The following is a 24,107-nucleotide window of genomic DNA, read 5'->3' as shown; positions in this document are numbered from 1 at the left end:
TTTGGGAGTAGCTTCTGAAGTCACTGTGCGTCCTTTGCGGTTTGCAGGATGACGGGAAGGGCGGCCAGGAAACGGTCCGCCTGCTCCTCCGTAAGGATCAGGGGCGGGGCGAGCCTGATGGTGCGCGGGCCCGGGCTGTTGATGATGAATCCGGCGTCGAGGCCGGCAGTCACGGCAGCGGGCGCCACGTCCGCATCCAGGTCGAAGCCGATCAGCAGCCCCTCCCCGCGGACCTCCGTGACACCGTCGACGGCGGCCAGGGCGGTGCGGATGTGCTCCCCTACCGCCCGGACGTTGACCAGGACCTGCTGGCTTTCGATGGCGTGCAGGGTGGCCAGGGCCGCAGCCGTGGCCACGGGGTTTCCGCCAAACGTGGTGCCGTGCTGGCCGGCGGACAGGAGCGACGACGTTTCCTCGCCGAAGGTGAGGAGCGCTCCGATCGGGAAGCCGCCGCCGAGTCCCTTGGCCAGGGTGACGGCGTCGGGAACAATTCCGGCGTCCTCGCTCGCGAGCCACTTTCCGGTGCGGCCGATGCCTGTCTGGACCTCGTCCAGGATCAGCAGGGCCCCTGCCTGTGACGTGAACTCGCGTGCGGCTTTCAGGTACCCGGCCGGAAGGGGCCGGACTCCGGCCTCGCCCTGGATGGGTTCCAGGAAGACCGCGGCCACGGTGTCGTCCACGGCGTCGCGGAGCGCTTCGATATCGCCGAATGGGATGTGCTCCACACCGCCGGGCATCGGCTCGAAGGGTGCCCTGTAGGCTTCGTTCGCTGTCAGGGCCAGCGCGCCCATGGTCCGGCCGTGGAAGGCACCCTCGAGCGCGATGATCCGGGTCCTGGGCTTGCCGCCGGAGGCGGCGGAATTCCGGCGTGCCAGCTTGAACGCGGCCTCGTTGGCCTCGGTTCCGGAATTGGTGAAGAACACCTTCGAGCCGGCCGGCGCCTTGCTCAGCGCGAGGAGTTTCTCGGCCAGTGCGATCTGTGTGGGGCTGGTGAAAAAGTTGGAGACATGCCCCAGCGTGGCCAGCTGGCTGGCTATCACCGAGGTCACGAACGGATGGGCGTGTCCCAGGGCGTTGACAGCGATGCCGCCGAGCAGGTCCAGGTACTCCTTGCCGTCAGCATCCCAGACGAGGCAGCCTGCCCCGCGGACCAGGACTCGCTGCGGAGTGCCGAACACTCCCATCAGCGAGGACGAGTAGCGGGCCAGCCAGTCGGCTCCGCTGGAGTGCCCGGCTATGGCGTCAGCGGGCGTTTCCGCGAGTTCAGCTTCTGTGGGGTTCATGCGTTCGTCTCCTCGTCCGGGACCACCTGCGTGCCGATCCCCGCCGTCGTAAATGTCTCCAGCAGCATGGAGTGCGCGAGGCGCCCGTCCACGATGTGCGCCCGTTCCACGCCGCCCTCGACGGCCTTCAGGCAGGCCTCCATCTTGGGGATCATGCCGGATTCCAGCGAGGGCAGCAGGTCGCGGAGTTCCGACGCCGTGAGCGACGAAATCAGCGACGAGCGGTCCGGCCAGTTCGCGAAAAGGCCTTCGACGTCGGTCAGGATGACCAGTTTGGAGGCGCCAAGCGCTTCGGCCAGCGCGGCTGCCGCGGTATCCGCGTTGACGTTCAGGACCTGCCCGGTTGTCTGGCCGCGCTGTCCTCCGTCTGCCGTGCCGTCCCGGGTAATTTCCGGGGCAACCGTGGAGATCACCGGAATGCGGCCCGCGGCGAGGATGTCCACGATGCCTTCGGGGTTGACGCCCACCACTTCGCCCACCAGGCCAAGGTCCACCTCTTCGCCGTCCACCACGGTTCCCGTGCGGACCGCGCGCAGCAGGCCGCCGTCTTCACCGGACATGCCCACGGCGTAAGGGCCGTGGGAGTTGATGAGGCCCACGAGTTCGCGGCCCACCTGGCCTGTGAGGACCATGCGCACCACATCCATCGCCTCGGGGGTGGTAACGCGCAGGCCGCCCTTGAACTCGGACTCGATGCCCAGCCGGCTCAGCATGGCGTTGATCTGCGGGCCGCCGCCGTGCACCACGACAGGGTGGATGCCCACGTGGTGCAGGAAGACGACGTCTTCGGCGAAGGCGCGGCGCAGCTCGTCGTTGACCATGGCGTTGCCGCCGTATTTGATCACCATGGTGGTTCCGGCAAAGCGCTGGATCCAAGGCAGTGCTTCGATCAGCGTGCCGGCCTTGCCTTGGGCGTCACGCATGGACGTGGTCTCGCGGGTCTTGGTGTTCATGCTGCCGTTTCTCCAGGAGGGCTGGTGGATCTAGCTTGAGTACGCGCTGTTCTCGTGCACGTAGTCGTGGGTGAGGTCGTTGGTCCAGATGGTGGCTTCGGCGCTGCCGGCCTGCAGGTCGATCTCCACGTGCACTTCGCGCGGTTCGAGGTCCACGAGCTTGCGGTCCTGGCCGATGCTGCCGTTCTGGCAGATCTGGATGCCGTTCATGGAGACGTTCAGGGCGTCGGGGTCAAAGACGGCGTCCGTAGTTCCGACGGCGGACAGGACACGGCCCCAGTTCGGGTCCTTGCCGAAGATGGCCGCCTTGAAGAGATTGGACCGGGCCACGGCCCGGCTGACGGTTTCGGCATCGCGTTCGCTGGCGGCATTGAACGTCCGGATGGCAATGTCGTGGCTGGCGCCCTCGGCGTCACCGATCAGCTTGCGGGCGAGTTCGGCGCACACTTGGGTGAGCCCTTCGCCGAACGCCGCGGGGGACGGCACGGCACCGGAGGCCCCCGACGCCAGCAGCACCACGGTGTCGTTGGTGGACATGCAGCCGTCGGAGTCCGCCCGGTCAAAGGTGACACGGGTGGCATCGCGGAGGACGAGGTCGAGCATTTCGGCCGGGACGTCGGCATCCGTGGTGAGGACCACCAGCATGGTGGCCAGCCCGGGCGCGAGCATGCCGGCACCCTTGGCGATGCCGCCGATGGTGAACACTGTGCCTTCCGCGTCCGCTCCGGTGAAGACTGCCTGCTTGGGCACCGTGTCCGTGGTCATGATGGCCGCTGCGGCCTCCGCACCGCCGTCCTCACTGAGGGCGGCGGCAGCGGCGTCGATCCCAGGGACGATCTTGTCCATGGGCAACTGCTCGCCGATCAGGCCGGTGGAGCAGACAAAAACGTCGGTGGCGGAAATACCGAGGACCTCGGCCGTTTTCTCGGCCGTGGTGTGCGTGTTCTGGAAGCCCTGCGGCCCGGTGCAGGCGTTGGCTCCGCCCGAGTTCAGGATGACGGCGTCCACGCGGCCATCAGACACCACCTGGCGCGACCAGTGGACGGGCGCGGCGGCCACGCGGTTCGACGTGAAAACGGCTGCCGCCGCCTTGGAGGGGCCGTCGTTGACTACAAGGGCAAGGTCCGGGTTTCCGGAGGCCTTGAGGCCTGCCTTGACGCCGGCTGCGCGGAATCCCTGGGGCACGGTAACGGTCACGGGGCAACTCCCTGCAGGTTAAGGCCGGCGGTTTCCGCCAGGCCGAGGGCAATGTTCATGGACTGCACGGCGCCGCCCGCGGTTCCCTTGGTCAGGTTGTCGATGGCACAGGTGACGATGACACGTCCGGCGTGCGCATCGAAGGCGAGCTGCATGGCCGCGTGGTTGGACCCCTGCACGGATTTTGTGGAGGGCCACTGGCCTTCCGGAAGCAGGTGGACGAACGGCTCATCGTCGTACGCCTCGGTCCACGCGCTGCGGAGCTCATCGGCCCCGACGCCGGGCTTGACCCTGGCGGTGGCGGTGGTCAGGATGCCCCGGCTCATAGGTGCCAGCGTGGGCGTGAAGGACACTGTCACGGCCTCTCCCCCGGCGTTGGACAGTCCCTGCTCGATTTCCGGAGTATGGCGGTGGCCGCCGCCGACTCCGTAAGTGCTCATGGATCCCATGACCTCGGCGCCGATCAGGTTGACCTTGGCGGCCTTGCCGGCCCCCGACGTGCCCGAGGCGGCGACGATAACGACGTCGTCCCCCTGGAGCAGCCCGGCGGCGAAACCGGGCGTGAGTGCCAGCAGGGCCGACGTCGGGTAGCAGCCCGGGACGGCGATCCGCGTGGCACCCTTCAGCTTCTCCCGCTGCCCCGGCAGCTCTGGCAGGCCGTAGGGCCAGGTTCCGGCGTGCGCGGAGCCGTAGAACTTTTCCCACGCAGCAGCGTCCTCCAGGCGGTGATCTGCTCCGGCGTCAATCACTACCGTGCCTTCAGGCAGTTGCGCAGCGATCTCAGCGGACGCCCCGTGCGGCAGGGCGAGGAATACGACGTCGTGCCCGGACAGGTTCTCCACTGTCGTGTCCTCAAGAATGCGGCTGGACAAGCCATGGAGATGCGGCTGCAGTTCGCCTAGTCTGGAACCGGCGTTGCTGTGCGCCGTGATGGCACCGATGGTGACGTCAGGGTGACCGGACAGAAGGCGGAGCACTTCGCCGCCGGCATAACCGCTCGCGCCGGAGACGGCAACAGAAATAGTCATGCCAACGACTATACAGCAAGAGTATGCATAGATCCCGATATTTATGCATCGATCTCCTGCGCTCCTGCAGAACCGCCCGACCAGGCCGCGCGACGGCGCAGAACTCGGCGCAGAACCGTGCGCGGGACACGGCACACGAGGTGCGGGAGCGTATGCTTGGCGGAGGGTGATCCAGTCCGCGCGGCCGAATGTCGGCTACAGCGTTGCCCGTAAACAGTTACGAGGCATACCCTTCATGACGCCCACCATCACGTCCGAGCGTCCGCAGCCGCAGATCACCAAGCCCAGCAGGGTGCGCCAGGCCAACGCCGTAACCCAGAGCTATTCCGAGCTGCTCAAGTCCGTGCGTGCGGCAGGTCTCCTGGAACGGCGCCAGGGCTTCTACATCACCGTTTTCTCCAGCCTGGTCGTCCTGATGACGGCCACCTGGTTCGGCTTCGCGCTGATCGGGCAAAGCTGGTTCCAGCTGCTGATCGCCGCAGCGCTGGGCATCATCTGCACCCAGCTGAGCTTCCTGGCCCACGAAGCGGGCCACCGCCAGATTTTCGCCTCCCGGCGGGCCAACGACTGGTCGGCGCGGCTGATTGCCACCTCCGTGGCGGGCATCAGCTATTCCTGGTGGGCCCAGAAACACGGCGCCCACCACAACCACCCGAACGTCATCTCCAAGGACCCGGACATCGCTCCCGGCGCCATCGTTTTCCACACCGAAGCCGCGGCGGAACGGCAGGGACGGCTGTCCTTCCTCACGCGCAAACAGGGCTGGTTCTTCTTTCCGCTGCTGTTCCTCGTGGGCCTGGGCCTGCAGATCGATTCAGTCCGCTTCATCTTCCAGCGCGCCAAAGTCACCCACCGCTGGGTGGAACTGCCGATCCTGCTGGCGCGGCTCAGCATCCTTCCGGTCCTTGCCTTCTCGTTCCTGCCGCTTGGCATGGCCTTTGCCTTCATCGGCGTGCAGCTCGCCGTCTTCGGCTTCTACATGGGTGCCTCCTTCGCGCCCAACCACAAAGGTATGCCGGTCCTTCCGGCAGACAGCCGGGTGGACTTCCTGAGCCGGCAGGTCCTTACCTCCCGCAACATCTCAGGTGGCCGTTTCATGGACATCCTGCTCGGCGGCCTTAACCGCCAGGTGGAGCACCACCTGTTCCCCGACATGGCGCGTCCCCAGCTGCATAAGGCGACGGCGATCGTGCGCCAGTACTGCGACACCCACGGCATCCCCTTCACCGAGACAACGCTCACGGCCTCCTACGGCATCATCGTCCGCTACCTCAACGACGTCGGCCTCTCCGCCGGGCGCCACTTCGAATGCCCCATGGCGACGGTCACCCGCCGCTACTGACGCACAGGCAGCACAGCCAACGCAGCGGCGAGAAGGGTGACTAGCTTATTGGGCATTAGTTCGACGGGTTTTTCGCTTCCTGCGGGTGGCATGCAGGAGCAAGCAAGAGTACCGTCGGTGGGAGAAACGGGGGCACCGGCGGGTGCGGATTGAAGGGTCATCCGCCTCTGGTGCCAGCTCTTGAGGGGGCCGGGATTGGCAGGATGGAACGCTGACACAGCCGCCGGGCCACTGGGAGCTGGGACAGTGACCCTGGTGGAGGGTTCATCCTTCTGTATTTCCTTGACGAACGGGGACATCCATCCGGAGCACCCGCATGGGGTCTTCCACGAAGATACCCGCATTCTGTCCCGATGGAACTTGATCGTGAACGGACAGCCGCTGGAGCCGCTGGCCACGGAGTTGAAGGAGCCGTTTCGCGCCCTGTTTATCGGCCGCGTTCCGCGTTCGGACGGGTACGCGGACAGCTCTCTGATCGTAAAGCGCCTTCGAGAAGTGGGAACTGGGATCGTGGAGGAGATCACGGTCCGGAACTACTCCGCAGAGGCGGCAGAGTGCGTGGTTTTCCTTAGCGTGGAGTCCGACTTCGCAGACCTGTTCGAAGTGAAAGAGGCACGGGTTGCACGGCGGTGGGAGGAGACCCGCCAGCCTGAGGGTGATTCGCTAAGCATCCAAGCGGTTTGGCAGGGGCTCCGGAAGAGCGTCGTCGTCAAGGCAGAGGGCGCCGAGGTCGGACGGGATGCACTGACGTACCGAATGGTTGTCCCGCCGCATGGGCAGTGGAGCACGCTGCTGGCGGTGGCGCCTACTGTCGACGGGGGCACCGTCCCGATGGCATCGTTCGTGCACCCTGCCGCGGGCGGAATGTCGCCAAGTGACCAGCGCCGCCAGGAATGGGTTGCGAAGATTCCAAAGCTGCAGATGGGAAATTCGTCAATCGAACGGACTCTGCGGCGCAGCTATGACGACTTGGGCGCTCTGCGCATCGAGGACCCGGACCACCCGGAGCGCGTTGTGGTGGCGGCCGGCGCTCCATGGTTCATGACCCTATTCGGACGTGACTCGCTCTGGGCCTCGGAAATGGCGCTGCCGGTTGACCCTTCATTGGCCCTTGGCACCCTTCAAACCCTGGCAGATCGCCAAGGCAGCATTGTGGATCCCATGAGCGAGGAAGAGCCGGGCAAAATCCTTCATGAAGTCAGGCTCGGTGTCTCCGGCGGCCTGGCATTGGGCGGCAAGTCCGCCTACTACGGCAGCATCGACGCCACACCGCTGTTCGTGATGACGCTCGGATCGGTCAGCCGCTGGGGCTTTGCCAAGGACACCATCGCCGCCCTGCTGCCCCATGCCGACCGGGCCTTGGATTGGATCCGGCACTACGGCGACAGGGACGGCGACGGATTCGTCGAGTATGAGCGGCTTAATCCCCAGGGCCTGATCAACCAGGGCTGGAAGGACTCCTGGGACGGCATCAACTTCGCCGACGGCACCCTGGCCGAGACACCGATCGCGCTATGCGAAGTCCAGGCCTATGTCTACAGTGCGTACATCGCCCGTGCGTGGATGGCGTATGACGCCGGGGACCGGCCCTTGGCGGCCCAGTTGGCCGAGGAGGCGGCGCAGCTGAAGAAACGGTTCAACGAACAGTTCTGGATGCCTGACCGCGGCTACTACGCAGTTGCCCTGGACGGCAAGAAGCGGCAGGTCGACGCGTGCGCCTCCAACATGGGTCAGTGCCTGTGGCTGGGCCTGGTTGATGAGGACAAAGCGCCGCTCGTGGCCGAACGGCTGATGTCCCCGGAGATGTTCAGCGGCTGGGGTGTGCGCACCCTTGCCAGCGACATGGGCGCCTACAACCCGGCGAGCTACCACAACGGATCGGTCTGGCCACATGACAACGCCATAATCGCCGCGGGCCTGTTGCGCTACGGCTTCGTGGAGGATGCGCAGCGCATCGCCACAGCCTTGCTGGATGCGGCCGAATATTCCGATGGCCGGCTGCCAGAGCTGTTCTGCGGCTTCAGCCGGGACGAGGTCGCCGCGCCGGTCCCCTACCCGACGGCATGTGCGCCGCAAGCCTGGGCAGCGACCACGCCGATCCAGCTGGTGACGAGTTTGATGCGCTATGACACCCATATTTCCCGCGGCGGCTTTTGGATGGACCCTGTGCTCCCGGAGTCCTATGGCGACCTGCACATCACCAACGCTCCCCTGGGCGGCGGCCGCATCACCATCGACATCGCCGGTTCCGAACCTACCGTGCAGGGCCTGCCCGATGGCATAGCCTTCCACCGCAAGCAGCGACCGTGGCTGACAGAACTAGTGGAACAAGCCGGACTACGCGGAAGGGCCTAACAATGGCGCCGTGCGCTTTCCTCTTTCATTTGCGGACTTGAACCTGCCCGTATCCCATTTTCTCACTGATTCTTACGCCGGCCGCTTTAAGCTCATCAATCAACCCGGGCACCTTTTCAGGTTCGAATCTGAAGGACGGGCCAGCGATGCTAACAGCCCCAATGACGGTTCCTTCGTGGCCGCGGATAGGAACGGCGACGCCGTTGAGTCCGTCCTCGAGCTCTCCGTGCACGGAGGCGTATCCACGTTTCGTCACTGTCAGAAGTTGCTCCTCCAGTTCTTCCCGCGAGGTGATGGTCTGCTTTGTTACCGCGGGCATACCCAAATCCTTCAAAATGCGGCTGCGCTGTGCGGTTGAGAGCGATGCCAGGAACACTTTTCCGCTTGACGTAGCGTGAATGGGTGTCAAACGGCCCATCCAGTTCTGAGTGGCGGCGAGCGTGGAGGGGCCAAAGGCCTCGTCGATGTTAACGACGTGGTTCGAGCTCAGAACGGCCAGGTTGACGGTTTCCCCGAATTTGGCCGCGAGGGCTTCGAGGACAGGACGGGCTTCCCTCGTCAGATCCAGCCGCATCGGTATCGCGTTGGCCAAGTGCAGGATGCCAAGTCCGAGCTGATACTTCCCCCGTCCGCTGTTCTGTGCCATACCTTGTGCTTCCAGTGCTTTAAGAAGCCGGGAAATTGTTGACTTGTGCACTCCCATTTCCTCGGCGACTTCCGTGACGCCGGCACTGCCGGTACGGGCCAGAATCCTCAGGACTGCGATGGCGCGCTCAACTGATTGGAGACCGCCCCCTTGAAGCTCGGCGGTCGAATCCTCACCGTCGGTGGTCGAGTCAATGTCGTGCACTGAAAATGCCATGTCTTTATAGTCTCAGACTCATTCCTTTGGCTCAGGGCGTCAAAAGCGTCGCTTGGCAGCTTGGTCAGCTGCGCGAATCGAGCTTCACAGCCTTCTGTGAAGGGAACAAGCCTCTTAACTTCCGTAAAACTCTTGACGCCTGCCGTGATCCGGGTAACACTGAAAACGTACAAGTTGCTGAGAGCGCAACACTGTACACATAGCGAACAAAGATTCGACGCCGCTCTTGCAGCGAAGAAGCCCGCTCTGCACGGGGGTCACGAGCCCCTTTTGCAGGGTTATAAAGCCACCCTTGCAGTGGGAAAGCCGCTGAATGGATTCTGTCCATTGCAATGACAAGGAGATGCAGGAGATGCGGGACATCATTTCGGATTCGCTAAAACGTCCCGCGTCTCCCTGCTGAACCCAGCCCCGTGCATGCCACTCCTGCCCCGTTAACTTCAGGGGCATGCCGCAACCGGTCGCTGATTTTCGCGACGGAGCGAACAGTGACACACCTAAATCCGTCCTTCCCTTGCCCCTCACGCCCCCATCTGATGCAGCCCAAGCCTGCTGAACGGGGCCAGTGATGAAAGGCCTGGTTGAAAAGTAAGTCCATGGCCTGTCTGTCCTTGCCCGCTGTGCTCAGCGATGCAAGAGACGCACCTAACTACTATTTTTGAGGATCATTTCCATGAGTTTCACTGCTGTTGATGATGCACCTGTCCGAGGTTTCCATCGCAAACTCACGGCCGCATGTTCCGGCGGCCCATTACTTGACGGCTACTTGCTCGCAATCGTTGGGATCGCACTGCCCGGAATCACCGGCCACATGCAATTGGACACCGGCGTAGAAGCAACGGTCGGAGTGGCCTCCCTTATCGGGATGTTCTTCGGAGGCCTGATTTGCGGACCGCTCACCGACCGCATCGGTCGGAAGCCCATGTACACGCTTGACCTCCTCGTGCTCGTCGTCGCCTCGGCCCTCTCGGTAGTCGCTACTGAATCGTGGCAACTGATCGTACTCAGGTTCATCATCGGCGCCGCCATCGCCGCCGACTACCCCATCGCGACCTCGCTGCTTTCTGAATGGCTTCCGCGGAAGCGGCGGGCCGGAATGTTCAGCGCCGTCATCGTCATCTGGTACATCGGCGCATCGCTGGCCTACCTCGTGGGATACCTGATCAATGAATTCATGGGCAGCGACGGCTGGCGCTGGATGCTGGGCAGCGGCGCAATCCTGGCGCTTATCGTTTTCCTGCTCCGCATCGGCACCCCCGAATCGCCCCGGTGGCTGGTAGGCGCCGGACGCATCGACGAGGCCCGTCGGGTAATCGAAAACTCCCTCCATGTCCGTGTCAGCGCCGCTGAACTGACCGGCAACCTGCCCCGGACCGTGGAATCCCGCGGCAATGTTCTCGATCTCTTCCGCGGCATCTACCTGCGCCGCATGCTGTTCATCATCATCTTCTTCACCTGCGCCATCATCCCCCTGTTCGCATTGCTCACCTTCGGCCCGCAACTGCTGGGTTCGCTGGGCATGGGCACAGGAAACCTCACCAACCTCGGAACGGCAATCATCAACCTCGTCTTCGCGCTCGGCTGCCTCCCTGCGATGAAACTCCTGGAAACCATCGGCCGGCGCAAAACCATCATCTGGTCCTTCGGACTCATGGTGCTCCCCCTGATCGCGCTCGGACTATGGACGAACGCACCCGGACCCTTCATTGTCGGCTTCTTCTGCCTGTACGCTCTCTTCTCCGGTGGTCCCAGCATCCTCGAATGGGCCTATCCCAACGAGCTGTTTCCCACCAGGATCCGTGCCGCAGCCGTCGGCGTCGCGGTAGCTCTGACACGATTCGGAGCTGCAGTCGGCACGTTCCTCGTCCCCGTCTCCTTGGTAACCCTCGGGACCTCCGCAACCATGTTCATCGGGGCCGGCATCACGTTCATCGGCTTACTTGCGTGCATCGCCTGGGCAGAAGAGACCCGCAGCCGCTCCCTGGAAGAGACCGGCGCCATCGAAGTTATGTCGCCGCCGACACCGACCACAGCCTCCAAAGTCGGCTCGGATCTCTGAACCTGCCGGTACGACCCGATCAACAACCTCTGCAGCCCTACGACAGGAGCACAATACGATGAATGAAATCCGCGAAATTCTCCCCATCCCGGCAGGAAGAAGCCAGCCGGTGACCGCGGCAATGGGGATCCATCAACAAGAGGCACCATTCACCCCCGTTGCCCCTCTTCGGGCCCCGGACGGCGCTCCCAACGTCGTGGTCGTTCTCATCGATGACATGGGCTTTGGCGCCTCGAGTGCCTTCGGCGGTCCCTGCGAAATGCCAACCGCCGACAAACTCTCCGAAGAAGGGCTGCGCTATAGCCGCTTCCACGTCACAGCACTGTGCTCACCCACCCGCCAGGCCCTGATGACAGGCAGGAATCACCACTCGGTGGGCATGGGCGTGACCACCGAAATGAGCACTTCAGCCCCCGGCTATACCGGATTCCGCCCGGCCAGTGCAGCCACCATTGCCCAGACCCTGAGCCAGAACGGCTACAGCACTGCAGCGTTCGGCAAGTGGCACCAGACCCCGCCCCGGGAAGTTAGTCCGTCGGGGCCGTTTGACCGGTGGCCCGTGGGCGAGGGCTTCGACAAGTTCTATGGATTCATGGGCGCCGAGATGAATCACTGGTACCCGCAGCTCTTCGACGGCACAACGCCCGTGGAGCCCTCACGCCGGCCGGAAGACGGCTACCACCTCTCAGAAGACCTCGTCGACCAGGCGATCAGCTGGGTCCAGACCCAGAAGACTCTCACGCCGGAGAAGCCGTTCTTCAGCTACATCGCCTTTGGCGCCACCCACGGTCCCTTCCACGTCGCTCCCGAATGGAAGGACAAGTACCGCGGCCGCTTCAACCAAGGCTGGGACGCCCAACGCGAAGCGACCCTGGTCCGGCAGAAGGAACTCGGAGTCGTCCCCGAATCTGCCGAGCTAAGCCCCTGGGCCGACGTCGTGCCCCACTGGGACGAACTCGGTGACACCGAGCACCAGGTAGCCGCCGCCTTCATGGAAACCTACGCCGGATTCGCAGAGCACACGGACACGCAGGTCGGGCGCTTCGTTGATGCCCTGGACGAACTCGGCGAGCTGGACAACACCCTTTTCATCTACATACTCGGTGACAACGGTGCTTCCGGTGAGGGCGGGATCGAAGGCACCATGCGCGAGCACCTGGTAGGCCACGGCTTCAAAGACAGCACGGAAGCCATGGCCCAGGAACTCGACGCCCTCGGCGACGCGAGCACGTATGCCATCTACCCTGTCGGGTGGGCGCTGGCCATGAACACCCCCTACCAGTGGACCAAGCAGGTCGCTTCCCACCTGGGCGGCACCCGCGACGGCATGATCATGCGCTGGGGCAATGGCATCCGCCAAGGCGGCGGCGTGCGGCACCAGTACCACCACGTCATCGATATAGCCCCGACCATCTTCGAAGCGGCGGGCATCCCCCACCCTGTCACGGTCAACGGTGTGACGCAGCAGCCCATCGAGGGCACCAGCATGGTCTACACCTTCAATGCTCCCGACGCTGAAGACCGCAGGCGCACCCAGTACTTCGAAATGTGCGGCAACCGCAGCATTTACCACGAGGGCTGGACGGCCGTGACCCGCCACGGCACACCCTGGGAAATGGTCCCGGAAGGGCTACCCTCCTTCGACGAAGACGTTTGGGAGCTCTACGACATCCGGACTGACTGGACCCAGGCCCGCAACCTCGCCGACAAGCACCCCGAAAAGCTGCGGGAACTGCAGCAGCTGTTCCTGATCGAGGCGAGCAAGTACAACGTCTTCCCGCTGGACGACCGGGTCACAGAGCGGGAAAACCCCGAAGTTGCCGGACGGATCGACCTGCTTGGCGACCGGAAATCGGTAACCTACCGTGCCGGCATGGGCCGCTTCACCGAAGAAACGACCCTGAACGTGAAGAACAGGTCCCACAGTGTCACCGCCCGGGTTGAGGTCCCGGAGGGCGGCGCCGAAGGTGTCCTGATAGCGCAGGGCGGCCGCTTCGGCGGCTGGTCCCTGTATGTGGCGGACGGGCACCTCAGCTACGCCCACAACTGCTACGGGCGGGACCTCTACATCGTCCGCTCCGAGGAGCGCCTCGTGCCGGGAACCCAGGAAGTCACCCTGGAATTCCAGTACGACGGCGGCGGCATCGGCAAGGGCGCGGAAATCCGGCTCGCCGCTGATGGCAAGATCGTCGGCAAGGGCAGGGTAGAGGAGACCACGGCCTACTACTTCTCCTTCGACGAAACGCTCAACGTCGGCGTCGACCGCGGAACGCCGGTCACCGATGAATACCGCCCGATCGACAACGCTTTCACCGGCACGATCCACACCGTGCGCATCGACCTGCACGACGACAGCCACGACCAGCACCTCACGGCTGCAGACCGTCAGCGCATGGCACTGGCGCACCAGTAGCCGAAGGAGGCGGGGGAACCAAAGCCCCAGGGCGCCACGCGGGGCGCGGTCTCGTACAAAACCCCCGTCCGTGCCCCTACGCCGTCCATACAGTAGCCCTCCGGCACGGAGCACGCCCGCCCTCGCCGAAGAACGTATTCCAGCAAGCGGCTGACCCAGAGCCCCCGCGGGTGGCCTCGCCTAGCCAGCAAGGTCACCTGCGGAGGCCGCGGACCAGCGAAACACCCGAAAAGCCCCTCTACACCTCGAGAACAGCCGCAAGAAGAGGAAATATGAACCTGCCAATCACTGACTCCACAACAGACTCATCTGGTGGCGAACCCCTCAGCACCGGCCAAGCGAAAGGATGTTGTTCACCCTCCCGTGAGCCGTTTCTGCCTGATGTTGCCAACGACGGGCCCGCCCGCAGCATAGGCCTGACAGGGCAGGAATCCCACCGCAGCATTGACATCCCCGGGGGGACATTCAGCATGGGTGACGCATTTGGGGAAGGCTATACAACCGACGGCGAGACGCCTGTCCACGAGGTCAGACTGGACGGTTTCCGGATCGATGCCACCACCGTCACCAACAACATGTTCGCCGCCTTCATCCAGGCCGCCGGATACCGCACCGAGGCTGAGCAGTATGGCTGCTCGGCAGTGTTCCACCTGCTCTCCACTGCCACGGGCAAAGACGTCCTCGGAACCGCTGCCGGAGCGCCCTGGTGGCTGAACATCCGCGGCGCCGACTGGGCACACCCCACCGGCCCAAACTCGAACTGGCAGGACATCCCGGACCATCCCGTGGTGCACGTCTCCCACCACGACGCCTTGGCCTACTGCACCTGGGCCGGCCGCCGGCTGCCCACTGAAGCCGAATGGGAATACGCCGCGCGCGGCGGCCTGGACGGAATGCGCTACCCCTGGGGCAACGAACTCACCCCGGAAGGGGAACACCGCTGCAACATCTGGCAAGGCGCATTTCCAGCAGCCAATACACGCGATGACGGCCACCTCGGTACCGCCCCCGTCAGGTCCTTCCCGCCCAACGGGTACGGCCTGTATGAGATGGCCGGTAACGTCTGGGAATGGTGCGCGGACTGGTTCCTGCCCAAGTACTACCGCAACTCCCCCACCCACAACCCGCAAGGACCCACCATCGGCGCCGGACGCGTGATGCGCGGCGGCTCCTACCTCTGCCACGACTCCTACTGCAACCGCTACCGAGTCGCAGCACGCACCTCCAACACACCCGAATCATCCTCCGGCAACCAGGGCTTTCGCACTATAGCGATGGACTGAACAGGCATCGTCGACAACAAAGGGAAACCCCACGTGGCAGCTACAAACTCCCAGGGCGGCGAGCGAAGCGGCCTTTCCGCCCGGATCCTTGGCGGCGGAACCGAACCCGACCCCCGGTTCACCCTCGCCAACGAGCGCACCTTCCTGGCCTGGATCCGCACCTCCCTGGCCCTGCTCGCCGGCGGCGTCGCCGTCGAAGCCTTCATGGCCGACCTCTTCGCCCCGGAACTCCGCAAAACCATCGCGGTGCTCCTGCTCGTGCTCGCCCTCGTCATCGGCGGCGGATCGTTCTTCCGCTGGCTGAACGTCGAACGCTCCATGCGGCACAAGACCCCACTGCCGCTGCCCTGGATCGCACCCATCCTCGCCGCCGGCGGCGCCCTCGTCGCCGCCGTCATGGTCGTCTTCGTCCTCGTCCGCACCACCTGACCCGTGCCGCGACAGCGCGATACACAGACACACGGCGACGCCGGCCTCCAACCCGAGCGCACAGACCTCGCCTGGGGCCGCACCACCATGTCCATGATGGTGGCCGCCGCCATCTTCCTGCGCTGGATGCCGCACCACGGCTGGTTCGCCGGCACCTTGTGGCCGCCGCCGTCCTGACCGCCCTGGCCATCAACCTCACCCGCAGACGCCGCCTCCACCGCGCCATCCGCGGCATCCAACAGGATGCGATGGCCCCGGACATCGCTTCGACGGCGGCCGTCGCGGCGAGCGTCGTCCTTCTCGCCGTCCTGGGGATCTACACCGTCCTCTTCCTGCCCCTCACGTAACTGGCTCTTCCTACCTGAGGTGGGGGTGGGACAGTCCGCCGCCGATGAGCAGCATGCGTAGTCGGTAGTGCTCCCGGTTGCGGAAGCAGCGGGCAACGCGGCGGTGGAGTTCGATGAGGCCGTTGATCGCTTCGGTGCCGACGCGGACGGTGAGCAACGCGCCGCTCACCCCCACCGCAACTCGGAAGAGCCACATAACTGGCGAAGGTCCTTAAACTCCGGCAGCGGGACCCATGCCGTGGCTCCGCCGCGCAGCTACGCCCATCCGCATCCGGTTCCGCTCCGAACAACACATGTCTCTGGACAGATCCGGCCTATACCAGAGGCGGCGAGATCTGACACGAGACCGGAAGCGATGAACAACCCTGAAACGAGCGCACATGACCTCCACCCCAGACTTTGACCGGTTTCTTTACGAGGCCATTGCCTCCGATCGGGAAGCAGGAGCCGGACTCGGGCCCGACTCCCTGTACGGTCTCTACACGAGTTGGTGCATGGTGAGTCGCTCCCCTATCGCCTCACCGGGGGCGTTGTTCACGGCGCTCAGGGACCGGCATGGCATCAGCCCCTCGGACAATTGCCTTGCCATGACTGGTCCGGCCGCGATCGATTACATCCTGGCCAGTGCACCAAACATCGTTTGAAGCAGCCAACCCCACTCCGGCCAGGCCTGCCACGCGTCTCCTAAAGACACACCCTGGTCAGCTGTTCCGTCCCCGTGCCGCAACCGTCCATCGGCCTGCCGGTGCCCCCTGCTGGACGACGGCCACCTCGTCCACCAGGTTCATGGTCAGGCACACGTGGTTGGGGATCACCCTGAGCACGTCTCCGCGGCCGGGCAGCGGGAGTCCCCCCGGCCATTCCACCGTGGCGTGGTGTTCTGACAGCGCCGTGATTCTGGCATCCGGATGGTCGAGCAGCCTGCCATAGCCACTGGCCCAGGCCGGACGGTCGCTGCCCAGGACCTTGCTCCCGGCGTCGATGATGAAGCGTCCGGGTTCGCCCGGTTCCGTCCGGTGGTGGCTGACCACCGTGCTGGCCACCGTCAGCGCGATGTCCTCGGTGCCGCAGCGCCCGAGCTCGAGCTGCTGGGCATCACCGAACACGTAGACGCCGGGGCGCAATTCTGTTGCTGCCGTCTCGCCTTCGAGCAGGGCAGTGGGCGTGGATCCTCCGCTGATGGTTCGTACAGGGAAGCCCGCGGCCGCCAGAGCGTCGGCTCCTCGGCGCAGCGCCTCATCCTCCTGCCGGACCGCTGCCAGCGGCATCCCCGGCGCGTAGCTGTGGCCGGGAAACGTGAAGACGCCGGCGACGTCCAGCCCGGCATCGGCGGCCGCGCGGGCAACCGCGGGGGCGTCGTCCGGGTGGACTCCGCTGCGGTGGTGCCCGCTGTCGAGCTCCACCAGGACGGCAATCCTGCCGGCGGCGGCGCCGAGGTTTTGCCCCATGAACGATGCGCTCTCCGCCGAGTCCACTCCCACCGTGATGCTGCTGGACTCCAAGAGGGTGCGCAGCCGTTCCGCGTGGGGTGCTGTCACCCACAGCGGGTAGGCGATGAAGAAGTCGCGGACCCCGGCCTTGGCAAAGACTTCCGCTTCGCCGATGGTCGCGACGGTCAGCCCGACTGCCCCGGCCGCGAGTTGCCGCTCCGCTATTTCCAGAACCTTGTGGGTCTTCGCGTGCGGGCGGAGCCGCAGTCCGCGGGCCCGGGTGGCGGACGCCATCCGGGCGATGTTCCGGTCCAGGACGTCGACGTCGATCATCACCTCCGGGGTAACGGTGCCGGGAGGGATCACAGCCGTGACCGGGACGTGTTGGTTCTCGTGTCCCCGGGCGTTGACGGTACTCATGTATTCCCCTTCGTGACGGCGGCCCTTCCTCATGTTATGGGCTGGACCGACGGGCTTGGGTCACGGGGGATGCCAGGCCGCGGGAACCCATGGCTGCCGTCCGGCTTCGCCTCACGCGCCGCCCTCCTTAGGATGGACTGAGCATCCGGCAGCCGGAAGTCCCGGCCCGGGAAAGGAGAGATTCCATGACGCACGCCATCGTCGCCCAGCAGCCGGGCGGACCGGAGGTCCTGGACTTCACGGAGATTGACCGCCCCGTTCCCGGCCCCGGCCAGCTGCTCATCAAGGTGGCGGCAACAGGCGTGAACTTCATTGACACGTACCAGCGCGGTGGCATGTACCAGGTTCCTTTCCCCTTCACTCCGGGGTCTGAAGCGGCCGGCACCGTCGAGGAAGTCGGCGAGGGCGTCGAGGATTTCGCGGTCGGCAGCCGGGTCGCCACGGCAGAGGGGTCGAAATGCTACGCCGGCTACACGGTACTGGATGCGGCCAAGGCCCTTCCGGTGCCGGACGGCGTCGACGACCTCACAGCCGCAGCGCTGCCGCTCCAAGGCATGACAGCCCATTACCTGATCAATTCCTCCTTCAGGGTGGAGCCGGGCCACACGGTGCTGACGCACGCGGGCGCCGGCGGGGTAGGCCTGCTGCTGACCCAGTTGCTCAAGGAACGGGGCGCACGGGTCATCACCACTGTTTCCTCCGATGCCAAGGAAGAGCTCGCCCGCGAGGCCGGCGCCGACCATGTGCTGCGGTACGAGGGCTTCCCCCGGCACATCCGCGAGTTGACCGGAGGGAAAGGCGTGGACGTGGTGTACGACGGCGTGGGCAGGAACACCTTTGACGGTTCGCTCTCCTGCCTGCGCACCCGGGGAACGCTGGTCCTTTTCGGTGCCGCCTCGGGTGCTGTTCCGCCGGTGGACCCCCAGCGCCTGAACTCCGGCGGATCGTTGACTCTGACCCGTCCTTCACTGGGGCATTTCCTGCTCAACGCACAGGAGCGCCACTGGCGATCAGGTGAGATTTTCGCCGCCGCGGCGAACGGGCACCTCAAGGTCCGCATCGGCGGCACCTATCCCCTGGCCGAAGCCCGGCGGGCCCACGAGGACCTCGAAGGGCGGCGCACCACGGGCAAGGTACTTCTCGTTCCCTGAATCCGGGGCAATCCCTGAGTACAGGGCAATGCCGCCATGTGAACACCCGGTAAAGCGCGCTACCTTTTGTTCATCTTGGCGGGAGAGAATCCCCCAGTGAATGAGCAACTCCCGGAGAGCAACCCAACCGCAAGCCTTGGAGCGCGCGGGACAGCGGCCGCCGCCGTCCACGCTGCCCAGCTGCCGGGTTCGCGGTCAGCCCCTCCGGAGCGGACACTGGTGGACATACTGCAGGAGACTGCGGTCCGGTACCCGGACGCGTCGGCGCTGGATGACGGCCGGCAGTCCCTAAGTTACGCGCAGCTGATGGCGGCGGTCCGCGCCGAGGGCCGCCGTCTTCATGCGGCGGGCCTGGGCGCCGGTGACAGGATAGGCGTCAGGATCCCCTCCGGAACCAACGAGCTCTACATATCAATCCTCGCCGTCATGATGATCGGAGCGGCCTACGTTCCGGTCGACGCAGACGACCCGGACGAACGTGCCAAGCTCGTGTTCAGTGAGGCGGGCGTCGCCGGCATCCTGCGCGCCAAAGGCGACATTGTCACTGACAAGGAGCGCCCGCGCCCCTTTCCGGCGCCCCGGCCGGCGACCCCCGACGACGACGCCTGGGTGATCTTCACCTCAGGTTCCACGGGCACACCCAAGGGTGTGGCGGTCAACCACCGGTCAGCGGCCGCCTTCGTCGACGCCGAGGCGAGGATCTTCCTGCGCGAAGATCCCATCGGCCCCCTGGACCGCGTCCTTGCCGGCCTTTCCGTGGCCTTCGACGCCTCGTGTGAGGAAATGTGGCTGGCATGGCGCCACGGAGCGTGCCTGGTGCCGGCTCCGCGTGCTCTGGTCCGGACCGGGATGGATCTGGGGCCGTGGCTGATCAGCCACGGCATAACGGTGGTGTCCACGGTGCCCACTCTCGCGGCGCTCTGGCCCTCCGAGGCCCTTGAAAACGTCCGGCTGCTGATCTTCGGCGGGGAAGCGTGCCCGCCGGAACTGGCTGAACGGCTCGCGGTGGAGGGCCGCGAAGTCTGGAACACCTACGGGCCGACCGAAGCGACAGTGGTCGCCTGCGCCGCTCCCCTGGGAGGCACCGGCCCGGTCCGGATCGGTTTGCCGCTCGATGGCTGGGACCTCGCTGTGGTCGGTTCCGACGACGTTCCCGTCGCCGAGGGCGGAATCGGTGAACTGATCATCGGAGGCGTGGGCCTGGCCCGCTACCTCGACCCGCTCAAGGACGCGGAAAAGTACGCCCCCATGCCGGCGCTGGGGTGGGACCGGGCCTACCGCTCCGGCGACCTGGTCCGCTACGAACGCGAGGGACTGATCTTCATCGGACGCGCCGATGAACAGGTCAAGCTGGGCGGCCGCAGGATCGAACTCGGTGAAATCGACGCTGCACTCCAGTCGCTGCCAGGCGTGGCGGGCGCGGCTGCCGCGGTACGCACGACGGCGGCAGGCAACCAGGTCCTGGTCGGTTACCTCGCCCCCGCCGGCGGTTCCGACCCGGATCTGGCGGCCGCCCGGGAGCTGCTGCTCGCCACGCTCCCCGCTGCGCTGATTCCGCTGCTGACGGTTGTCAGCAGCCTGCCCACGAAAACCAGCGGCAAAGTGGACAGGCATTCGCTGCCCTGGCCGCTGCCCGGAGCCGGCGCCGCAGACGCGGACGCCGCCCCGCTCAACCTGCCCGACGACGCCCAGTGGATCGTGGAGCAGTGGGCGGCAGTTCTGGGAAGCAGCGTGGCAAACCTCGACGCGGACTTCTTCGCCCACGGCGGCGGCTCACTGGCCGCAGCCCAGCTCGTGTCGGCCCTCCGCGTCCGCTATCCCACGATCACGGTGGCGGACATCTACGCCACTCCCCGTGTTGGCGCCCTCATCGACACTGCCCGCCAGTCACTGCCGGACGGCGTTGCTGCCGGCCCGGCACCGGTGCGGCCCGTGCGGCCCACCGCCCGCAGGTCTCAGGTGTTCCAGACCCTGATGGGAGCCCCGCTGCACATTCTCGTGGGAATGCGCTGGCTGACCTACCTCATGGCAGCGAACAACCTGCTGGCCGCATTTGCAGGTTTTACGGCGGCTCCGGTGCTCTCCTGGTGGTGGATCGCAGCGTCCTGGCTGGTTTTCGTCAGCCCGCCGGGACGGATGGCCATCTCAGTCGCCGCGGCCCGCCTGCTGCTGCGCGACGTTGTCCCGGGCACGTACCCGAGGTCCGGGCGCGTGCATCTGCGGCTCTGGCTGGCCGAGCAGATCCAGGATCTCTCCAGCGCCATCAGCCTTGCCAGCGCACCGTGGGTTCCGTACTACGCCCGGGCGCTCGGGGCCAAGATCGGGAGCAACGTCCACCTGCATTCACTGCCGCCCGTGACCGGTTTCCTGTCGCTCGGCAACGGCAGCAATGTCGAGCCCGAAGTGGACCTTTGCGGCTGGTGGATTGACGGCGACCGGGTGCACATCGGCCAGATTCACGTCGGCGCGGGGGCATCGGTCGGTGCCCGGAGCACGCTCATGCCCGGGGCGAGCATCGGAGCCGGCGGGCAGGTGGAGCCAGGCTCCGCTGTGCTCGGCAAAGTGAAAGCCGGCCAGCTGGTGGCGGGATCTCCCGCTGAACGCCGGGGCAAGGCCAAGCAGGACTGGCCGGATTCCACGCCGTCTGGCTCCCTCATGGGCAGGCTGTGGTTTGCCGCCTTTGCCGGCGCCTCGGCGGTCCTGGCCATGATTCCCTACATCTCGGCGCTTGCGGCGGCGCTGGTTGTGTTTCTCTTCATCAGGGGAAACGAGTCACTGGCCGGCGCCTGGCCCCAGCTCCTGGCCTCGCTGCCGCTGGCAGCCCTGACGTGGTTCGTGGCCAACCTGCTGCTGGTCCTGGCGGTCACGAGGCTGCTGGGGACGGGCCTCGCGGAGGGCCACTACCGGGTACGCAGCCGCATCGGCTGGCAGGTGTGGGCCACCGAGCGGGTCCTGGACATGGCCCGGGACCTGCTCTTTCCCATCTACGCGAGCCTGTTCACGCCGGTCTGGCTGAGGCTACTGGGCGCCAAAGTGGGCAAGAACGTTGAGGCGTCTACGGTCCTGCTGCTCCCCAAAATGACGACCGTGGGCGAGGGGGCCTTCCTCGCAGACGACACCATGGTGGCATCCTACGAACTGGCTGGCGGCTGGATACACATCGCCCCCGCCAAGATCGGCAAGCGCTCGTTTCTGGGCAACTCGGGGATGACCGCCGCCGGGCGCAACGTACCCAAGAATTCGCTCGTGGCGGTACTTTCGGCGACGCCGAGCAAGGCCAAGTCGGGAACGTCGTGGCTCGGCAGCCCTCCCGTCAGGCTTAGGCGCACGGCCATTGCGTCGGACAACACGCGGACTTACCGGCCGCCTGCCAGGTTGAAGGCGGCAAGGATGCTGTGGGAGCTGTGCCGCTTCGTTCCAGTCATGCTGACGGTGGCCTTGGCGATAGGCGTGATGGCCGTCTTCGATTGGCTGGCAGCCCAGCTGGGCTATGCAGCCACGGCAGCGCTCGGGGGACTGGTGCTCATGGCCGTCGGGGGCATTGCGGCAGGAAGCGCCGTTGCGGCCAAATGGATCCTGGTGGGACGAATCAAGCCGGGGGAACATCCGCTGTGGAGCTCGTTCATCTGGCGCAACGAGGTGGTGGACACTTTCATCGAGATGGTCAGCGCCCCATGGTTCGCACGGGCAGCCACCGGCACGCCGGCCCTCGTCTGGTGGTTGCGTGCCCTTGGCGCAAAGATTGGCCGCGGAACGTGGTGTGAAAGTTACTGGCTTCCCGAGGCCGATCTCGTGACCCTGGGCCACAGCTCGACGGTCAATCGCGGCTGCGTCGTGCAGACGCACCTCTTCCACGACCGCATCATGAGCATCGACGCTGTTACGCTCGAAGACGGCGCCACCATGGGACCGCACGGTGTCATCCTGCCACAGGCACGGATCGGCGACGGCGGAACTGTGGGCCCGGCTTCACTGGTGATGCGCGGGGAGACCGTCCCGGCCGCAACGTACTGGATGGGCAACCCCGTGACTCCCTGGACGGGACCGGGGGTTCCCGCGCGGCGCCTGAAGTAGTTGCCCGCCAGAAATACCACCGCAAGACCGCCCGACTAGCTTGATTGAGGCATCCGCCTGATGAGTTCTCCAGAATCCCCCGGCCCGGCGGCCGTGCTGTCCGCGGCCGGGTCCGGCACCACCGATCCTTACGTCTCGGGGCACGGCACGGATGCCTACCGCGTCCTGCGCTACGAGCTGGAGCTTGATTACCGGCTTGCCAGCAACCGGCTTATCGGCCGCGCAGTGGTTCAGGCCGTCGCGGCCCGCCGCACCTCCGCTGTGGTGCTGGACATGACGGGCCTCCGCGCCCAGAAAATCGCCTTGAACGGATCCCGGGTCCGGAGGTTTACGCAACGCGCCGAGCAGCTGGTGGTTCACTGCGAACGTCCCCTGAATCCCGGCGAAGAATTCACGCTGGACGTCCGCTACGCCGGCAACCCGGAGCCGCGCAACGGCCTCTGGGGCGAAGTGGGGTGGGAGGAACTGACGGACGGGGTGCTGGTCGCCGGCCAGCCCAACGGGGCCCCGTCATGGTTTCCGTGCAATGACCACCCCCGGAACAAGGCAAGCTACCGTATTTCCGTCACCACCGATGCGGGCTACCGGGCTGTATGCAACGGCTTGCTGGTGGGCCACTTCACGAGGTCCAGCAGGCAGACCTGGGTTTATGAACAGACGGAGCCCATGGCGACGTACCTGGCGACGGTGCAGATCGGCAGGTATGAGCTGCTGGCCCTGCCGGCGGCTGCAGGCGTGGCGCAGTTCGTTGCCGTGCCGGCCCCGCTGGCCGGTTCCGCCCGCTCTGGACTGGCACGCCAGCCGGACATGATGCGCACCTTCATTGGCTGCTTTGGGCCATACCCCTTCCCCGAGTACACCGTGGTGGTCGCCGACGACGATCTCGAAATTCCGCTCGAAGCCCAGTCCCTGTCCATCCTCGGCCGCAACCACCTGGACCCCGGGTGGGAGTCCCAGCGGCTCATTGCGCACGAACTGGCCCACCAGTGGTTCGGGAATTCGCTGACGCTCAGCTCGTGGAGCGATATCTGGCTCCATGAGGGCTTTGCCTGCTATGCCGAATGGATCTGGTCCGAGGAGGCCGGCATCATGCCCGTCCAGGAGCGGGCCGCAGCGGCGTGGCGAAAGCTTGAGGCCGGCATCCAGGACATCCTCGTGGGAGATCCCGGCCCCGAACTCATGTTCGACGACCGGGTGTACAAACGCGGTGCGCTGGCCCTGCATGCCCTCCGCCGGCGATGCGGTGACCTGGCGTTCTTCGCCGTGCTGCAAGAATGGACCAGGGGCATGCGCCACGGTTCGGTCACCACGGCTGAGTTCATCCTGACAGCCGACCGGGTCACGGGGCTGGACTCGGAGTCTGTGCTGCATCCCTGGCTGTACGAGGAATCTCTTCCCCCGCTGCCCGGCGCATAAGGCCTGGGGCCCGAGCGGCGGACTGCCGGCTCCATTGCGGCGGCGCGTGCAAGCTCAGCAGGATC

General features: G+C 65.6%; 19 protein-coding genes. 12 read left to right on the top strand and 7 right to left on the bottom strand.

Annotation, left to right across the window (positions count from 1 at the left end; translation table 11 throughout):
• Nucleotides 1-20 precede the first annotated feature (20 nt).
• The 4 genes from AC5RUM_RS06680 to argC are packed head-to-tail and all read right to left on the bottom strand — an operon-like array spanning nucleotide 21 to nucleotide 4,461.
• The gene (locus AC5RUM_RS06680; RefSeq protein ID WP_494034193.1) at nucleotides 21-1,283 is read right to left on the bottom strand and encodes an acetylornithine transaminase; all 1,263 of its coding nucleotides are present in this window, start codon (nucleotides 1,281-1,283) and stop codon (nucleotides 21-23) included.
• Nucleotides 1,280-2,236, bottom strand: coding sequence for an acetylglutamate kinase (gene argB, locus AC5RUM_RS06675; protein ID WP_400577734.1), 957 nt, complete (start codon nucleotides 2,234-2,236; stop codon nucleotides 1,280-1,282). Before argB ends, AC5RUM_RS06680 begins: the two co-directional genes overlap by 4 nt.
• A gap of 30 nt (nucleotides 2,237-2,266) precedes the next feature.
• A complete protein-coding gene (argJ, locus tag AC5RUM_RS06670; protein ID WP_494034192.1) occupies nucleotides 2,267-3,433 on the bottom strand; it encodes a bifunctional glutamate N-acetyltransferase/amino-acid acetyltransferase ArgJ in 1,167 nt (388 codons plus the stop codon).
• A complete protein-coding gene (gene argC / locus AC5RUM_RS06665) occupies nucleotides 3,430-4,461 on the bottom strand; it encodes an N-acetyl-gamma-glutamyl-phosphate reductase (RefSeq protein WP_494034191.1) in 1,032 nt (343 codons plus the stop codon). Before argC ends, argJ begins: the two co-directional genes overlap by 4 nt.
• Before the next feature lie 235 nt (nucleotides 4,462-4,696).
• Here argC and AC5RUM_RS06660 point away from each other — a divergent pair, with 235 nt between their 5' ends.
• Nucleotides 4,697-5,803: a fatty acid desaturase family protein gene (locus AC5RUM_RS06660; protein WP_494034190.1), complete on the top strand. Its 1,107-nt coding sequence runs from the start codon at nucleotides 4,697-4,699 to the stop codon at nucleotides 5,801-5,803.
• Nucleotides 5,804-5,998: 195 nt separating this feature from the next.
• Complete coding sequence (locus AC5RUM_RS06655; RefSeq protein ID WP_494034189.1) at nucleotides 5,999-8,158, top strand: amylo-alpha-1,6-glucosidase; 2,160 nt, start codon at nucleotides 5,999-6,001, stop codon at nucleotides 8,156-8,158.
• Nucleotides 8,159-8,183: 25 nt separating this feature from the next.
• Here the strand turns inward: AC5RUM_RS06655 and AC5RUM_RS06650 are convergent, their stop codons facing one another.
• The gene (locus tag AC5RUM_RS06650) at nucleotides 8,184-9,020 is read right to left on the bottom strand and encodes an IclR family transcriptional regulator (protein ID WP_494034188.1); all 837 of its coding nucleotides are present in this window, start codon (nucleotides 9,018-9,020) and stop codon (nucleotides 8,184-8,186) included.
• Nucleotides 9,021-9,693: 673 nt separating this feature from the next.
• Between AC5RUM_RS06650 and AC5RUM_RS06645 the strand changes: the two genes are divergently transcribed.
• From AC5RUM_RS06645 to AC5RUM_RS06620, 6 genes are all read left to right on the top strand, one after another.
• Nucleotides 9,694-11,079, top strand: coding sequence for an MFS transporter (locus AC5RUM_RS06645; protein ID WP_494034187.1), 1,386 nt, complete (start codon nucleotides 9,694-9,696; stop codon nucleotides 11,077-11,079).
• 58 nt (nucleotides 11,080-11,137) lie between these two features.
• On the top strand, nucleotides 11,138-13,492 hold the full coding sequence (locus AC5RUM_RS06640) for an arylsulfatase (RefSeq protein WP_494034186.1): 2,355 nt from the start codon (nucleotides 11,138-11,140) through the stop codon (nucleotides 13,490-13,492).
• Nucleotides 13,493-13,776: 284 nt separating this feature from the next.
• Entirely contained in the window at nucleotides 13,777-14,775 is a 999-nt protein-coding gene (locus tag AC5RUM_RS06635; protein WP_494034225.1) for a formylglycine-generating enzyme family protein, read from the top strand.
• A 33-nt stretch (nucleotides 14,776-14,808) separates the two neighbouring features.
• Nucleotides 14,809-15,204 (top strand): YidH family protein, encoded by a 396-nt coding sequence (locus tag AC5RUM_RS06630; protein ID WP_494034185.1) that lies wholly within the window; start codon nucleotides 14,809-14,811, stop codon nucleotides 15,202-15,204.
• A gap of 3 nt (nucleotides 15,205-15,207) precedes the next feature.
• Entirely contained in the window at nucleotides 15,208-15,381 is a 174-nt protein-coding gene (locus AC5RUM_RS06625) for a DUF202 domain-containing protein (protein ID WP_494034184.1), read from the top strand.
• The gene (locus AC5RUM_RS06620) at nucleotides 15,363-15,551 is read left to right on the top strand and encodes a hypothetical protein (protein WP_494034183.1); all 189 of its coding nucleotides are present in this window, start codon (nucleotides 15,363-15,365) and stop codon (nucleotides 15,549-15,551) included. Before AC5RUM_RS06625 ends, AC5RUM_RS06620 begins: the two co-directional genes overlap by 19 nt.
• Before the next feature lie 10 nt (nucleotides 15,552-15,561).
• On the opposite strand, the gene AC5RUM_RS06615 is transcribed toward AC5RUM_RS06620, so the two are convergent.
• Nucleotides 15,562-15,747 (bottom strand): hypothetical protein, encoded by a 186-nt coding sequence (locus tag AC5RUM_RS06615; protein ID WP_494034228.1) that lies wholly within the window; start codon nucleotides 15,745-15,747, stop codon nucleotides 15,562-15,564.
• Between the two features lie 184 nt (nucleotides 15,748-15,931).
• Here AC5RUM_RS06615 and AC5RUM_RS06610 point away from each other — a divergent pair, with 184 nt between their 5' ends.
• Nucleotides 15,932-16,195 (top strand): hypothetical protein, encoded by a 264-nt coding sequence (locus AC5RUM_RS06610; RefSeq protein ID WP_494034182.1) that lies wholly within the window; start codon nucleotides 15,932-15,934, stop codon nucleotides 16,193-16,195.
• A 57-nt stretch (nucleotides 16,196-16,252) separates the two neighbouring features.
• On the opposite strand, the gene AC5RUM_RS06605 is transcribed toward AC5RUM_RS06610, so the two are convergent.
• The gene (locus AC5RUM_RS06605; RefSeq protein WP_494034181.1) at nucleotides 16,253-17,401 is read right to left on the bottom strand and encodes a D-TA family PLP-dependent enzyme; all 1,149 of its coding nucleotides are present in this window, start codon (nucleotides 17,399-17,401) and stop codon (nucleotides 16,253-16,255) included.
• Nucleotides 17,402-17,586: 185 nt separating this feature from the next.
• On the opposite strand from AC5RUM_RS06605, the gene AC5RUM_RS06600 reads away from it, so the two are divergent.
• The 3 genes from AC5RUM_RS06600 to AC5RUM_RS06590 all read left to right on the top strand — a co-directional run bounded on the left by AC5RUM_RS06600 (nucleotide 17,587) and on the right by AC5RUM_RS06590 (nucleotide 24,042).
• Nucleotides 17,587-18,552: a quinone oxidoreductase family protein gene (locus tag AC5RUM_RS06600; protein ID WP_494034180.1), complete on the top strand. Its 966-nt coding sequence runs from the start codon at nucleotides 17,587-17,589 to the stop codon at nucleotides 18,550-18,552.
• 96 nt (nucleotides 18,553-18,648) lie between these two features.
• Nucleotides 18,649-22,626, top strand: a complete 3,978-nt coding sequence (locus tag AC5RUM_RS06595) for a Pls/PosA family non-ribosomal peptide synthetase (protein ID WP_494034179.1) — start codon at nucleotides 18,649-18,651, stop codon at nucleotides 22,624-22,626.
• 60 nt (nucleotides 22,627-22,686) lie between these two features.
• The gene (locus tag AC5RUM_RS06590; protein WP_494034178.1) at nucleotides 22,687-24,042 is read left to right on the top strand and encodes a M1 family metallopeptidase; all 1,356 of its coding nucleotides are present in this window, start codon (nucleotides 22,687-22,689) and stop codon (nucleotides 24,040-24,042) included.
• The last annotated feature ends 65 nt before the right edge of the window (nucleotides 24,043-24,107 follow it).

The sequence above is a fragment of the Arthrobacter sp. B2060 genome (assembly GCF_059090445.1).
Note: the sequence above shows the minus strand (reverse complement) of the source record. Positions and strands in the feature narration are given on the sequence as shown.

Excerpts from the sequence above, each read along its gene's own strand:
- AC5RUM_RS06660 (WP_494034190.1), top strand. The coding sequence starts at position 4,697 with ATGACGCCCACCATCACGTCCGAGCGTCCGCAGCCGCAGATCACCAAG.
- AC5RUM_RS06645 (WP_494034187.1), top strand. The coding sequence starts at position 9,694 with ATGAGTTTCACTGCTGTTGATGATGCACCTGTCCGAGGTTTCCATCGC.
- AC5RUM_RS06640 (WP_494034186.1), top strand. The coding sequence starts at position 11,138 with ATGAATGAAATCCGCGAAATTCTCCCCATCCCGGCAGGAAGAAGCCAG.
- AC5RUM_RS06650 (WP_494034188.1), bottom strand. The coding sequence starts at position 9,020 with ATGGCATTTTCAGTGCACGACATTGACTCGACCACCGACGGTGAGGAT.
- argC (WP_494034191.1), bottom strand. The coding sequence starts at position 4,461 with ATGACTATTTCTGTTGCCGTCTCCGGCGCGAGCGGTTATGCCGGCGGC.
- argB (WP_400577734.1), bottom strand. The coding sequence starts at position 2,236 with ATGAACACCAAGACCCGCGAGACCACGTCCATGCGTGACGCCCAAGGC.
- AC5RUM_RS06600 (WP_494034180.1), top strand. The coding sequence starts at position 17,587 with ATGACGCACGCCATCGTCGCCCAGCAGCCGGGCGGACCGGAGGTCCTG.
- AC5RUM_RS06605 (WP_494034181.1), bottom strand. The coding sequence starts at position 17,401 with ATGAGTACCGTCAACGCCCGGGGACACGAGAACCAACACGTCCCGGTC.
- AC5RUM_RS06615 (WP_494034228.1), bottom strand. The coding sequence starts at position 15,747 with ATGTGGCTCTTCCGAGTTGCGGTGGGGGTGAGCGGCGCGTTGCTCACC.
- AC5RUM_RS06610 (WP_494034182.1), top strand. The coding sequence starts at position 15,932 with ATGACCTCCACCCCAGACTTTGACCGGTTTCTTTACGAGGCCATTGCC.
- AC5RUM_RS06680 (WP_494034193.1), bottom strand. The coding sequence starts at position 1,283 with ATGAACCCCACAGAAGCTGAACTCGCGGAAACGCCCGCTGACGCCATA.
- AC5RUM_RS06590 (WP_494034178.1), top strand. The coding sequence starts at position 22,687 with ATGAGTTCTCCAGAATCCCCCGGCCCGGCGGCCGTGCTGTCCGCGGCC.